Origin of the sequence: Paracoccus tibetensis, from assembly GCF_900102505.1 — a bacterium.
Taxonomy (GTDB): Bacteria; Pseudomonadota; Alphaproteobacteria; order Rhodobacterales; family Rhodobacteraceae; genus Paracoccus; species Paracoccus tibetensis.
In genome coordinates this window covers 132,310-145,456 of the sequence record NZ_FMVT01000008.1, presented here as the reverse complement: position 1 = coordinate 145,456, position 13,147 = coordinate 132,310, and the positions used below count along the sequence as shown (strand labels likewise).

Below are 13,147 nucleotides of genomic sequence, written 5' to 3'. Positions count from 1 at the left end.
CACAAGCCGCCGTGCCTGTGAAGCGGGAAACCGGACTTGCCCACGCGCGCGGGCTGCATAATGTGCAGTCCATTCCGGTGCAGAAGACACCGACAAACAACTTGGAGGAGTTGAAGATGACCAAGCTGTTCGCCACCACCGCCCTCGTCGCCGCGCTGGCGATGCCAGCCTATGCGGTCCAGCCCGCCGAAGGCGAGACCCTGGCCGAGACCCAGACCTATACCTACTGGCTGCTGGACGCGATCAAGTCGCTCGATCCGGGCAAGAACACCGATGTCGAGGGCTCGGACGTGCTGCGCCAGCTCTTCGAGGGGCTGATGAACGAGAATGCCGAGGGCGAGATGATCCCCGGCGTTGCGGAAAGCTACGAGGTCTCCGAGGACGGGCTGACCTACACCTTCAACCTGCGCGACGCGAACTGGTCGAATGGCGAGCCCGTGACGGCCGAGGATTTCGTCTACGGCTGGCAGCGCGTCGTCACGCCCGCCTTCGCCTCGGAATACGCGTGGTACATCGAGCTGATGAACGTCGCCAACGCCACGCAGGTCATCGCCGGCGAGATGGAGCCGAGCGAGCTGGGCGTGCGCGCGGTGGACGACAAGACGCTGGAAGTCACCCTCTCCGAGCCGACCCCCTACTTCATCAACACCCTGTCGCTCGCGACGACCTACCCGGTGCCGCGCGCGCTGGTCGAGGAGCTGGGCGATGCCTGGATCCAGCCGCAGAACATCGTCGGCAACGGCGCCTACACGCTTGCCAGCCACAATCTGGGCGTCGAGATCGTGATGCAGAAGAACCCGGAATACTGGGACGCCGAGAATGTCGTGATGGAGACCGTCCGCGGCGTCACGGTGAACGACAACAACGTCGCGCTGACCCGCTACCAGGCGGGCGAGCTTGACCGCGTGCAGATCCCGGCCGGCCAGTTCCCGCGTCTGGAAGCCGAGTTCCCGGACCAGGCGACCTCGGTCCCCTACGGCTGCTCCTACGCCTATGTCTTCAACCTGTCCGAGAAGGGCCCCGAGGTTCTCAAGGACCAGCGCGTGCGCGAGGCGATGGCGCTGTCGCTGAACCGCGACGTGATCGTGGACCAGATCCTGCAGGGCGGCCAGCGCCCGGCCTATACCTGGACGCACTGGGCCATCAACGGCTTCGCCGCGCCCGAGGGCGGAATGCAGGACATGACGCAGGACGAGCGCGTTGAGCGCGCCCGCGAGCTGCTGGCCGAGGCGGGCTATGGCCCGGACAACCCGGTGCGCCTGCAGCTGCAGTACAACACCGACGAGAACCACCGCCTGCTGGCCATCGCCGCGCAGCAGTTCTGGCGCCCGCTCGGCATCGAGATCGAGCTGAACAACGTCGAATGGGCCGTCCACACCGACCGCCTTCAGAACCAGGACTTCGAGATGGCCCGCTACGCCTGGTGCGCGGACTACAACGAGGCCTCGACCTTCCTCGACTGGTTCCGCACGGACGGCTACAACAGCGGCAAGTGGTCGAACGCCGAGTATGACCAGATCCTGGCCGAGGCCGCCACGGCCGAGGACACCGAGCCGCTCTACCGCCGCGCCGAGGAGATCCTGGACGCCGAAGTTCCCGCGGTCTGGGTCTATCACTACGCCAAGGTCGACATGATCAACGAGTCGATCAAGGGCCTGCCGACCGAGAACCTGCGCAACACCTGGTATGCCAAGGACCTCTACCGCGTCGCCGAGTAAGGCAGCCGCATGACAGGATGGGCCGGGGCGGGTTGTCTTCCGCTCCGGCCCATCGCTTTCGTTTCCGCAGGAAAGGCCCTCCCGCGATGTTCGCATTCATTCTGAGGCGGCTGGCGGTGGCAGTCCCCACGCTGCTGCTGCTGATCGTCTTCTCCTTCGTCCTGATGAGCCTGGCGCCCGGCGGCCCGTTCACGGGCGAGCGCGCGCTGCCCCCGGCCGTCCTTGCCAACCTCGAGGCGCAATACGGTCTGAACGACCCGCTCTGGCTGCAGATCTGGAACTACCTTGTCAGCATCGTCGTCCATTTCGACTTCGGCCCCAGCTTCGTCTATCCCGACCGCACGGTGAACCAGCTGATCGCCGCCGGCTTTCCGGTGACGCTGACCTATGGCGGGCTGGCCTTCGTCGCCGCCGTGGTCGTCGGCGTCGCCTTGGGCGTCGCGGCGGCAATCTGGCACAACACCTGGCTCGACTATCTCGCCGTCGGCATCTCGATCGGAGCGCAGGTGCTGCCGAACTTCGTCATGGCGCCGCTGCTGGTGCTGGTCTTCACGCTCTGGTACCGCGTCCTGCCCGGCGGCGGGTGGAGCTTCAACGACCCCAGCTTCTGGATCATGCCGGTCATCGCGCTCTCGACCAGCTACATGGCCTCGATCGCGCGGATCACGCGGTCCTCGATGCTGGAGGTGCTGGGCAGCAACCACATCCGCACCGCCCGCGCCAAGGGCATGCCCGAGAGCCGCGTCATCATCCGCCATGCGCTGAAGCCCGCGATGCTGCCGGTGATCAGCTATCTGGGCCCGGTCTTCGTGTCGATGATCACCGGCTCGGTCGTGATCGACATCTATTTCTCGACCGGCGGGATCGGGAAGGCCTTCGTGGATAGCGCGCTGAACCGCGATTATGCCGTGATGATGGGCGTGACGATCCTGATCGGCACGCTCACCATCCTCTTCAACCTTCTCGTCGACGTGCTCTACGCATGGATCGACCCCAAGATCAGGTACTAGGTCATGGTGATCGATCAAACCAAGATGCAGTCCCTCTCGGCGCGCCTCGTCCAGGACGAGGTGAAGGGCCGCAGCCCCTGGGCCGACGCCCGCAAGCGTTTCTTCCGCAACAAGGCCGCGATGTTCGGGCTGACCATCCTCGTGCTGGTCACGCTGTTCGCCGCCCTCGGCGGGCAGTTCGCCGCATGGTCGGGCGAAGAGCTGGACTTCTCGGTCATGGGCCGCGTGGCCGAGCTGGGCGCGCCGTCGCTGGCCAATGGGCACTACTTCGGCACCGACAACCTTGGCCGCGACCTGTTTGCCCGCGTCGTGCAGGGCACGCAGATCAGCCTGATGGTCGGCATCGTCGGCGCCGCCATCGCGGTGATCGTCGGCACGCTCTATGGCGCGACGGCGGGCTATGTCGGCGGGCGCACCGACCAGATCATGATGCGCGCGGTCGATATCCTGATGTCGATCCCCTACATGTTCGTGCTGATCCTGCTCTTGGTGATGTTCGGCCGGTCGATGTCGATGCTGTTCCTCGGCATCGGCCTCATTTCCTGGCTGGACATGAGCCGGATCGTGCGCGGCCAGACCCTCTCCCTCAAGAACCGCGAGTTCATCGAGGCCGCCCGCGCTACAGGCGTCTCGAGCTTCCGCATCATCATCCGCCACATCGTGCCGAACCTCCTCGGCGTCGTCGCGGTCTATGCCACGCTTCTGGTGCCGCTGATGATCCTGACGGAAAGCTTCATCAGCTTCCTCGGCCTTGGCGTGCAGGAGCCGCTGACCTCTTGGGGGGCGCTGATCTCGGAAGGGGCCGGCACGATGAACTACGGCACGCTCTGGCAGCTGGCCTTCCCGCTGTTCTTCTTCGTCATCACCCTCTTTGGGTTCTTCTTCGTGGGCGACGGCCTGCGGGACGCCCTCGACCCGAAGGAGCGCTGACATGGCCCTTCTCGACATCACCAACCTTTCGGTGCGCTTCCGCACCAATGACGGCGAGGTGCGCGCGGTCAGCGACGTCTCGCTCTCCGTCGAACAGGGCGAGACGCTCGGCATCGTGGGCGAATCCGGCTCGGGCAAGTCTCAGCTCAGCTTCGCCATCATGGGGCTTCTGGCGCGAAACGGCGCGGCTTCGGGCAGCGTGCGCTTCGACGGGGACGAGATCCTGAACGCCAAGCCCAAACTCATCAACCGCATCCGGGCCGAGAAGATGGCGATGATCTTCCAGGACCCGATGACCTCGCTGAACCCCTACATGCGGGTAGCCGACCAGATGGCCGAGGTGCTGACCCTCCACAAGGGGATGAGCAAGCGCGAGGCGGTGGCGGAATCCGTCCGGATGCTGGACGCGGTCCGCATCCCCGACGCCAAGGGCCGCATCCGGCTTTATCCGCACGAGTTCTCGGGCGGGATGCGCCAGCGGGTGATGATCGCGATGGCGCTTCTGTGCCGGCCGAAGCTGCTGATCGCGGACGAGCCGACGACGGCGCTCGATGTGACCGTGCAGGCGCAGATCATGCAGCTTCTGTCCGACCTGCGCCGCGACTTCGGCATGGCCATGATCCTGATCACCCACGATCTGGGCGTCGTCGCCGGCTCTTGCGAGCGGGTGGCGGTCATGTATGGCGGCCGCATCCGCGAGACGGGGCGGGTCGGCCCGATCTTCGCCGAGCCCGCGCTGCCCTACACGCAGGGGCTTCTGGACGCGATCCCCCGCGTCGATCAGGAGGACGAGGAGCTGCGCGCCATCCCCGGCCAGCCCCCGAACATGTCCCGCCCCCCCGCCGGCTGCGCCTTCGAGCCGCGCTGCCCCTATCGCCGCCCCGTCTGCGCCGAGATCGATCCGCCGCTCGAGGACTTCGCCCCCGGCCGCGCCCGCGCCTGCCACGCGCCGCTGGCCGACGTCCTCGCCCGCCGCATCACCGCCGAGTTGCCTGAGGTGGACCCCATCGCCGCCGGCGACATCCCCGAGGCCGAGGCGATCCCCCGCGCCGCTGTCGCCGGCGCGGGCGTCGCCGGCACCCCCTCCGCCCCCGGAAAGGAGGCAGAATGAGCACGCTTCTGAACGTCACCGACCTCCGCGTCAGCTTCCCCATTCGCCGCCCCGGCGCCATGCCTTGGGCCAAGCCCGACCAGCTGCGCGCGGTGAACGGCGTCGATTTCACGCTGCGGCCGGGCGAGACGCTCGGCGTCGTGGGCGAATCCGGCTGCGGCAAGTCCACTCTGGCCCGCGCCCTGATCGGCCTCGTCCCGGCGACGGGAAAGGCCGAATGGATCGACGGCAAGGACCTGCTGGCCCTCAGCCCCGCCAAGATGATGGCCTATCGCAGCGACATCCAGATGGTCTTCCAGGACCCGCTGGCCAGCCTCAATCCGCGCATGACCGTCGGCCAGATCATCGCCGAGCCGCTGACCACGCACCGCCCGAACCTATCCCGCGCCGAGGTCAAGGATCGCGTCAAGGCGATGATGGAGAAGGTCGGCCTGCTGCCTAACCAGATCAACCGCTATCCGCACGAATTCTCGGGCGGGCAGTGCCAGCGCATCGGAATCGCCCGCGCGCTGATCGTCGAGCCGCGGCTGATCATCTGCGACGAGCCGGTCTCGGCCCTCGATGTCTCGATCCAGGCGCAGGTCATCAACCTGCTGATCCGGTTGCAGAAGGACCTCGGCCTGTCGCTGATCTTCATTGCGCATGACCTGTCGGTGGTGAAACATATCAGCGACCGCGTCATGGTCCTGTATCTGGGCAAGGTGATGGAGATCGCGTCCTCCTCGGACCTCTACGGCAACCCGCAGCACCCCTACACGCAGGCGCTGCTGTCGGCGGTGCCGGTGCCGGACCCGACGATCGAGGCCGGCAAGACCATCGTGCCGCTGAAGGGCGACCTGCCCTCGCCGATGAACCCGCCCTCGGGCTGCGTCTTCCGCACCCGTTGCCCGCGGGCCGAGGCACGCTGCGCCGCCGAGGTGCCCGCGCTGCTGGGCGGGGATCACGGGGTCGCCTGCCACTTCCCCGGCCCCCTGACCGAGGCCGAGATCGCCCGCGCCCGCCGGACCGAAGCCGCCTGACATGGCCCCCGGCGCGCCGCCCACCCCCGACTTCTCGGCCCGGTGGGCGGCGCTGAAGAACATCCCGCCGTTCCTCAGGATGGTCTGGCGGGCCAGCCCCGGCCTGACGCTGGCGATGCTGGTCCTGCGCCTGATCCGGGCGCTGATGCCGGTCGCGATGCTGTGGGTCGGCAAGCTGATCATCGACCAAGTCGTGGCGCTGTCCGCGCTGCCGGACGCGCCGCAGACGCTGGAGGGCTGGTGGAACAGCGGGCTCGCCGAGACGCTTGTGCTGCTGGTCGCGCTGGAGCTGGGGCTTGCCGTCGCGCAGGACCTGACCGGGCGGCTGGTCAGCTATGTCGATGCGATGCTGCAGGAAAAGCTGGTCATCGACATCTCGATCCGGCTGATGGACCACGCGGCGGGCCTCGACCTCGCCAGCTTCGAGGATGCCAGCTTCCAGGACCGGCTGGACCGCGCGCGGCGCAACACGATGGGGCGCATCCCGCTGCTGGGCCAGATCATGCAGCAGGTGCAGGACGTGGTGACCGTCGCCAGCTTCGCGGTTGGGCTGACGCTCTACAACCCGTGGCTGGTGGTGCTGCTGGCGCTGGCGCTGATCCCCTCGCTTTTCGGCGAGATGCATTTCAACGCGCAGACCTATGCCCTGAACCACCGCCGCGCGCCTGACCGTCGGGAACGCGACTACCTGCGGATGATCGCTGCAACCTCGGAAACGGCGAAGGAGGTCAAGATCTTCGGCCTCAGCCCGTGGCTGCGCGACCGCTACCTGACGCTGGCGCGGCGCTTCTACGTTGAGAATCGCGCGATCCAGCGCCGGCAGCTCTCGGTCATGGCGGTGCTGACTGCGCTTGGCACGCTGGCCTATTACGGCGCCTTCCTGTGGATCATCGCGCGCACGCTGACGGGCACCCTCAGCATCGGCGACCTCACCTTCCTGTCGGGCAGCTTCCTGCGGCTGAGGGGGCTTCTGGAGGGGCTGCTGTCGAGCTTCTCGTCGATGGCGGGCGAGGCTATGTATCTCGACGATCTCTTCGAGTTCTTCACCGCGATCCCCGCCATCGCCTCGCCGCCGAACCCGCTGCCGATCCCGCAGCCCATCCGGCACGGCTTCCGCTTCGATGATGTGGGCTTCCGCTATCCCGGCCGTGAGGCTTGGGCCGTGCGCCGCATGACGCTGGAACTCGCCGCCGGCGAGACGGTCGCGCTGGTGGGCGAGAACGGCGCGGGCAAGACCACCATCGTCAAGCTGCTGGCCCGGCTCTATGATCCCGACGAGGGGCGGATCACGCTGGATGGCCGCGACCTGCGCGAGTATGACCTCGACCAGCTGCGCGCCACGGTTGGGGTGATCTTCCAGGACTTCGTGCGCTACGCCGTCACCGCCGCCGAGAACATCGCCATCGGCCGGATCGAGGCGCGGGACGACCGCCCCCGCATCGTCTCATCCGCCGAGCGGGCGCTGGCCGACGAGGTGATAGCCAAGCTGCCGCAGGGTTACGACCAGATGGTCGGCAAGCGATTTGCCCGCGGCCTCGATCTGTCGGGCGGCGAGTGGCAGAAGCTGGCCATCGCCCGCGCCTATATGCGCGACGCCCAGCTTCTGGTGCTGGACGAGCCGACGGCAGCCCTCGACGCCCGCGCCGAATACGAGGTCTTCCAGCGCTTCCGCGACCTGACGGCGGGCCGCATCGCGCTGCTGATCTCGCACCGTTTCTCCTCGGTGCGGATGGCCGACCGGATCATCGTGCTGGAGGGCGGGCGCGTGCAGGACCAAGGCAGCCACGCCGATCTGATCGCCCGCCCCGGCCGCTACCGCGAGCTGTTCGAGCTGCAGGCGCAGGGCTACCGCTAGAACACGCTGCCCAGCACGATCACCGTGACCAGCGCGACGACCGGGATCGCCACCGCAACGACGAAGATGTCGGCATAGCTCTTCTTGTGGGTCAGCCCCGTGATCGCCAGCAGCGTGATGACCGCCCCGTTATGCGGCAGCGCGTCGAACCCCCCCGAGGCGAGGGCTGTCACCCGGTGCATCAGCTCCATGCTGATCCCCTGCGCCTGCCCCATCTGCGCGAACTGCGCGCCAAGCGTCTCCAGCGCGATGGACATGCCCCCCGAGGCGCTGCCGGTGATCCCCGCCAGCACGTTCACCGCCACCGCCAGCGAGGCGACCGGATTGTCCGGAAAGAGGCCCAGCACCGCGTCGCGGATCACCGAGAAGGCAGGCAGCGAGGCGATGACCGCGCCGTACCCCACTTCGGAGGCCGTGTTGAAGATCGGCAGCAGCGAGCCCATCGTGCCGGCGTTGACGCTTTCGCGCAGGTTCCCGAAGCGGCGCAGGTTCAAGGCGATGGCAAGGCAGATCGCCACCACCAGCGAGACGATGATCGCCCAGATCCCCGCGACGGCGGCTAGGTCCGTCTCTCCATATTCCGGGGCGGCGAGATAGGCCGCGCTCATGTTCGGAAAGACCAGCCAGGTCAGCGCGGCGTTGATGACGATGACGCTGACCACGGGCAGGATCGCCAGCGCGAAGGGCGGCAGGTCCGTGTCCTCGGGCAGGCTGGCATCGGCCGAGGTGGCGGGATGATCGCCGTAGCCCTCGGACCGCGCGGCGGCGATGCCCGCCCGGCGCTGCAGCCAGACCGTGCCGCCGGCCAGCATCATCACCCCCGCCAGCAGCCCGAAGAACGGCGCCGCGAAGACGTTGGTGCCGAAGAAGGGCATCGGGATCGCGTTCTGGATCGCGGGCGTGCCGGGAAAGGCGGTCATCGTGAAGGTGAACGAGCCGAGCGCGATGGCCGCCGGCAGAAGGCGCTTGGGAATGTCCGCCCGGCGGAAGAGGGCGTTGCCGATCGGATAGACTGCGAAGGCCACCACGAACAGCGACACGCCCCCATAGGTCAGCACGCCGCAGGACAGCACCACCGCCAGGATCGCGCGGCCCGTGCCGAGCCTGTCCACGATCCATTCGGCGATGGACCGCGCCGCGCCGCTGTCGGCCATGATCTTGCCGAAGATCGCGCCTAGCAGGAACAGCGGGAAGTAGGTGATGACGTAGCCGCCGAGCGAGGCCATGAAGACCTGCGTGTAGGTCGCCAGGATCGGCAGCCCGCCCGACAGCGCCACCGCCATCAGCGACAGGAGCGGCGCGAGGATCAGCACCGTGATGCCCCGATAGGCCAGGTACATCAGCAGGATCAGCGACAGGAAGATACCGATCGGACCCATGAAAACCTCCCGCGTTCGGCAAGAGCAGCCTGTCAGGCGGCACGGACGGGTTCAAGATGCTGCGGCGCAGAATCTTGGGCAGGGGTCGTTTGCGACATCCGCAGCCGGCAGCAGCACCCGCGCCGCACGCGCTGAGGCGGCGCTCGACGTGGTTCCGCGCGGGAAGTTACAGCAGCGCGGGCTCAATGCTCGGATGCATTCCACCTTCGGCTACAGCCATAGGTCTAGTCTTCGCCTCATGGCGTAGAGGCAACTCTCCTCTGAGGATGTGTCGGCTGGTGTGTTAACTATGTTGCCGTGCAGCACCAAGGACCTGAGTCGACGGCAAGCACTGCGCGTTGATCCAGCTTCAGTGTCGCGTCAAGCGACCAAGGGGAAAGCTCGACCCTGACTTCGAGGCAGGTCGGACCTGACGATCAGCATCTGTTTGGCGTGGTCGCACGTGGCCCTGAGGCACGTGCCGTATTTTGTAACCATCTGTGAAGGAGTGTAACGATGCACGGATTCCTTGATCGTGGTGCTTTTGTCCCACGGGGACGTTTCAGCGAAACCGGGCGCTTCGGACGAATGCTGCCCTATCTTCGTTCGCTGCGCGAGTTCGATCCCGGTCCGCTCGAGCTTGGCAAGCCGGGCGGGGCGATGGATGGTGGGGACGTCTTTGACCCCAGCCAGGACAACGACCGCATCCGGGCGGGCTACACCTTCCTCGGCCAGTTCATCGATCATGACCTGACCTTCGATCCGACGTCCCTCTTGGAACAGCAGATCGACCCGGGCGCGACACGCAACTTTCGCACGCCTGTCTTGGAACTGGACAGCCTCTACGGCCTCGGACCGGCGCAGCAGCCCTATCTCTATGACCGCGACAAGCCCTTCCAGTTCCTGCTCGGGACGGACGACGAGGATCTTCCCCGGAACGCACAAGGGCGCGCGCTGATCGGCGATCCGCGCAACGACGAGAACGTCATCATCTCGCAGCTTCACCTGCTGATGCTGAAGTTCCACAACAAGGTCTACGCGACGGAGACAGGAGACGGCCCGGACAGCATCGCGCGCTTCGAAGAGGCGCAGCGGATCGTGCGGTGGCACTATCAGTGGATCGTGCTGAACGAGTTCCTCGCCCGCACGGTGGGCGCCGAGACGATGGGCAAGACCCTGACCGACATGCCGTTCCGCTTCCCGGGCGAGCCCTTCATGCCGGTCGAGTTCAGCGTCGCCGCCTACCGGTTCGGTCACAGCCAGGTGCGCCCGGCCTATGTGTTGAGCGCCTCGGGCGAACAGCCGCCCCGCGTCGCATCAATCTTCCCGCTTCGCCCGGGTCTCGACGACGACCTGGCCGTGCCTTTCGTGGGCGACCTGCGCGGCGGCAAGCCAGTGGCCGCGAACCTGCGGGTGGAGTGGGCCGCGTTCTTCGGACCGGACGCGCTGGCGAGCAAGCAGATCGACCGCCGCATCTCCTCCCGGTTGCTGATGCTGCCCTTCAGCGTGGTGTCGCCAGAAGAAGGAGAAGACCCGGCAGGCGTTGCCGCAGTGACGAAGGTTCGCTCGCTGGCCTCCCGCAACCTGCAGCGCGGTCTGGATGCGCGGCTGCCCTCGGGCCAGACCGTGGCGGCGCATCTTGGTATTCCGCAGCTGACCGAGGCGCAGCTCTGGGCGGGCGTCGATGGCGGCAAGGGCCGTGCGCCGCTATGGTACTACATCCTCTGCGAAGCCGAGATGCTCACGCAGGGCCGGATGCTTGCAGGGGTCGGCGCGGCGATCGTCTCTCGCGTCTTCGCCGCCATCATGATGGCCGACAAGGCGTCCTACCTCGTGCAGGACCCTTCCTGGGTGCCGCATCTCGGCAAGGAGGAAGGGCGCTTCACGATGTCCGACCTCGTCAACTACACTTTGGGCAAGACTTCGGACAAGGAGCTTGGGCAAGAAGATCTCTCCACCCTGCCCATCAACGGTGCTCCGGTCGACGTGGCCGCGGAGTAGCACGGCCACACGGAACGCGTGGCTGGACAGCCACGCGTTCCTGTCGTGAAAGCCGGATTGAGGAGACATGCCACAGGCGGGCAACACCTTCACGATTGGTCTGACGATGGCGGGTGCGGTGTCGGCGGGCGCCTATACGGCAGGCGTGCTGGACTTCCTCTTCGCCGCGCTCGCCGCGCAGGACGAGCGCGACCCCCAGGAGAACGACCTCCGCGTGGTGCTGAAGGCGATGAGCGGCACATCGGCGGGCGGGGTCTGCACCGCGCTCGCCGTTCCGGCACTGATCAACGGCGTCCGCCCCTTTCATCCCGGCGAGCCGTCGCTTCCGATCCTCCACCGTCTCTGGGTCGAGGAGCTTGATTTTCTCGGTGATGACGCGCGTCCGGGCCTCGTCTCCGACAGCGACCTGTCCGGCCCGCACCTCCTCTCGGTCCTGAATGGCGAGGCGATCGAGGCGGCCGCGGGTCGCGTGCTGACGGGTGTCGAGTGGACGGGCAGCACCTACCCGTTCCTTGCCCGTGACCTCGACCTGTTCGTGACCTGCACCAATGTCTCGGGCGTCGCCTACTGCATCCCGTTCGACTCACGGCGGCCCGCTGTGGGCCACCTGATGGCGAACCACGCCTTTGTCGGACATTACAGGCTGACGGGTCTCGGCACTGCCGACATTGGCTCGCCCTGGCTGGACATCTGGCGCGATGCCGGCGTTCCTCTGGAGCTGCCGCAGGCAGCAACCCCGCACGCCCCCGCAAGGATCGATTTCCATGGCGAGGGCACGGGTTGGGATTCGCTGCGTCGCATGAGCATCGCGACCGGCGCCTTTCCCTTCGGTCTCGCGGCCAAGCCTGTCGGCGCCACGGGAAGCCATCTTGGAGTTCTCGATCCGGCGGCGGGTGCCATGTCCTGCGGCGGCGCTTGGCCGCTGGAGATCTCGCCAGAAGCCCGACCCCTGCCCCTCCGCCACTCCTGCAGCGCCAGCTTCGGCTTCGTGGGCGTCGACGGAGGGATGTGCAACAATGAGCCGTTCGAGATCGTCCGCTACTGTCTGCGCGCCTCCGATCCGGAGCACCCCTGGAAACTTCTTCAGAACCCCCGCGAGCCGGAAAAGGCCGATCGCGCCGTCATCATGATCGACCCCTTTCCCGAAGGTCCTGACGGCGCGATCTCTCAGACCGTCGAGGACGCGGACCTCGCGATGGTGCGGGTGCTAGCCGCACTCAAGGCGACGCTGCTGAACCAGGCGCGCTTCAAGCCCGAGGAGCTTGTGGCCGCGATCGACGATACCGGGCGCTCGCGCTTCCTGATCTCACCCTCGCGCGACGGGAAGCATGGCGCGAAGGCTCTGGCGAGCGGGTTTCTGGGCGGCTTTGGCGGCTTCCTCGACGAAAGCCTGCGCGCGCACGACTTCGCGCTTGGTCGGCACAACGCCCAGAGCTTCCTGAAGAAGCACTTCAACCTTGCCCAAGTGCACCGGGACTTCGGCAAGCTGCCGGGCGGCCGCGAGGTGAACGGCGACATGGAAAGCCCGATCCTGCGCCTGCCAGACCGTCTGGCGGCGGACATCCCTCAGCCGGAATGGCCTCGTCTCAATATCGAGCGGATTCAGGACCTCCTCGAAGCCACCCGCCACCGCGTGGCCAAGGTCTCGGCTCGCGCGATGCGCGAGGTCTGGCGCGGTCGGCTCTGGCAGTCGGTATTCCGAGCATTCTGGACCGGCGTCGGCCGTGCGAAGTTCACCCGATGGCTTGAACGCACGATTATCTCCGAGCTCATCGCACGTGACCAGGTCCGCGAACTGTCCAGCGCCGCGCAAAGCGGCAGCCGCGCGGGGGCCGAAGCCGAAGTGCGCCGAGCGGCGCTTGCTGCGCTGATGGCACCCGGCCCTGACCTGCGGACGGTCGATGGGCTGGCCGCACAGACGGGCCTGAGTGCCGCTGACGTGCAGCAAGCGCTGCAGAGGAAGCCGGAACATCCCTTGTTCGAGATCTGGCAGGGCGCGGAGCACAAGGGTCGTGCGACCTTCTGTCTGCGCCGCTACAGCCCGCGCGTGACGGGCCAGTTGCCGGGACTTCGCCATCTTCACGCGTGGGCGCTCGGCGGCGTGACCTACGACATCGCGCAGTCTCGTTGATCTGGACGACCTTG

9 protein-coding genes are annotated in these 13,147 nt (G+C 67.0%); 8 read left to right on the top strand and 1 reads right to left on the bottom strand.

The features are described 5' to 3' along the window. Window positions 1-116 precede the first annotated feature (116 nt). The 6 genes from BLP73_RS12660 (at window position 117) to BLP73_RS12635 (ending at window position 7,643) form a co-directional block, all read left to right on the top strand. Entirely contained in the window at window positions 117-1,718 is a 1,602-nt protein-coding gene (locus tag BLP73_RS12660; RefSeq protein WP_090745062.1) for a peptide ABC transporter substrate-binding protein, read from the top strand. Window positions 1,719-1,804: 86 nt separating this feature from the next. Next, a complete protein-coding gene (gene oppB / locus BLP73_RS12655; RefSeq protein WP_090745059.1) occupies window positions 1,805-2,728 on the top strand; it encodes an oligopeptide ABC transporter permease OppB in 924 nt (307 codons plus the stop codon). A 3-nt stretch (window positions 2,729-2,731) separates the two neighbouring features. After that, window positions 2,732-3,658: an ABC transporter permease subunit gene (locus BLP73_RS12650; protein WP_175453352.1), complete on the top strand. Its 927-nt coding sequence runs from the start codon at window positions 2,732-2,734 to the stop codon at window positions 3,656-3,658. Window position 3,659: 1 nt separating this feature from the next. Continuing rightward, window positions 3,660-4,769 (top strand): oligopeptide/dipeptide ABC transporter ATP-binding protein, encoded by a 1,110-nt coding sequence (locus BLP73_RS12645; RefSeq protein WP_090745056.1) that lies wholly within the window; start codon window positions 3,660-3,662, stop codon window positions 4,767-4,769. Beyond that, a complete protein-coding gene (locus tag BLP73_RS12640; RefSeq protein ID WP_090745053.1) occupies window positions 4,766-5,788 on the top strand; it encodes an oligopeptide/dipeptide ABC transporter ATP-binding protein in 1,023 nt (340 codons plus the stop codon). Before BLP73_RS12645 ends, BLP73_RS12640 begins: the two co-directional genes overlap by 4 nt. Window position 5,789: 1 nt before the next feature. Beyond that, the gene (locus BLP73_RS12635) at window positions 5,790-7,643 is read left to right on the top strand and encodes an ABC transporter ATP-binding protein (RefSeq protein WP_090745050.1); all 1,854 of its coding nucleotides are present in this window, start codon (window positions 5,790-5,792) and stop codon (window positions 7,641-7,643) included. On the opposite strand, the gene BLP73_RS12630 is transcribed toward BLP73_RS12635, so the two are convergent. Continuing rightward, complete coding sequence (locus BLP73_RS12630; protein WP_090745047.1) at window positions 7,640-9,022, bottom strand: GntP family permease; 1,383 nt, start codon at window positions 9,020-9,022, stop codon at window positions 7,640-7,642. The genes BLP73_RS12635 and BLP73_RS12630 overlap by 4 nt on opposite strands. Window positions 9,023-9,589: 567 nt before the next feature. Here BLP73_RS12630 and BLP73_RS12625 point away from each other — a divergent pair. Together BLP73_RS12625 and BLP73_RS12620 are read left to right on the top strand one after the other, a co-directional pair. Then, window positions 9,590-11,002 carry a peroxidase family protein gene (locus BLP73_RS12625; protein ID WP_217630686.1) on the top strand — a complete coding sequence of 471 codons (1,413 nt, stop codon included), beginning with the start codon at window positions 9,590-9,592 and terminating at the stop codon, window positions 11,000-11,002. A 67-nt stretch (window positions 11,003-11,069) separates the two neighbouring features. Continuing rightward, window positions 11,070-13,133 carry a hypothetical protein gene (locus BLP73_RS12620; protein WP_090745041.1) on the top strand — a complete coding sequence of 688 codons (2,064 nt, stop codon included), beginning with the start codon at window positions 11,070-11,072 and terminating at the stop codon, window positions 13,131-13,133. The last annotated feature ends 14 nt before the right edge of the window (window positions 13,134-13,147 follow it).

Bases quoted from the DNA above. Each gene is read 5' to 3' on its own strand.
- BLP73_RS12660 (WP_090745062.1), top strand. From the start codon at position 117: ATGACCAAGCTGTTCGCCACCACCGCCCTCGTCGCCGCGCTGGCGATG.
- oppB (WP_090745059.1), top strand. From the start codon at position 1,805: ATGTTCGCATTCATTCTGAGGCGGCTGGCGGTGGCAGTCCCCACGCTG.
- BLP73_RS12650 (WP_175453352.1), top strand. From the start codon at position 2,732: ATGGTGATCGATCAAACCAAGATGCAGTCCCTCTCGGCGCGCCTCGTC.
- BLP73_RS12645 (WP_090745056.1), top strand. From the start codon at position 3,660: ATGGCCCTTCTCGACATCACCAACCTTTCGGTGCGCTTCCGCACCAAT.
- BLP73_RS12640 (WP_090745053.1), top strand. From the start codon at position 4,766: ATGAGCACGCTTCTGAACGTCACCGACCTCCGCGTCAGCTTCCCCATT.
- BLP73_RS12635 (WP_090745050.1), top strand. From the start codon at position 5,790: ATGGCCCCCGGCGCGCCGCCCACCCCCGACTTCTCGGCCCGGTGGGCG.
- BLP73_RS12630 (WP_090745047.1), bottom strand. From the start codon at position 9,022: ATGGGTCCGATCGGTATCTTCCTGTCGCTGATCCTGCTGATGTACCTG.
- BLP73_RS12625 (WP_217630686.1), top strand. From the start codon at position 9,590: ATGCTGCCCTATCTTCGTTCGCTGCGCGAGTTCGATCCCGGTCCGCTC.
- BLP73_RS12620 (WP_090745041.1), top strand. From the start codon at position 11,070: ATGCCACAGGCGGGCAACACCTTCACGATTGGTCTGACGATGGCGGGT.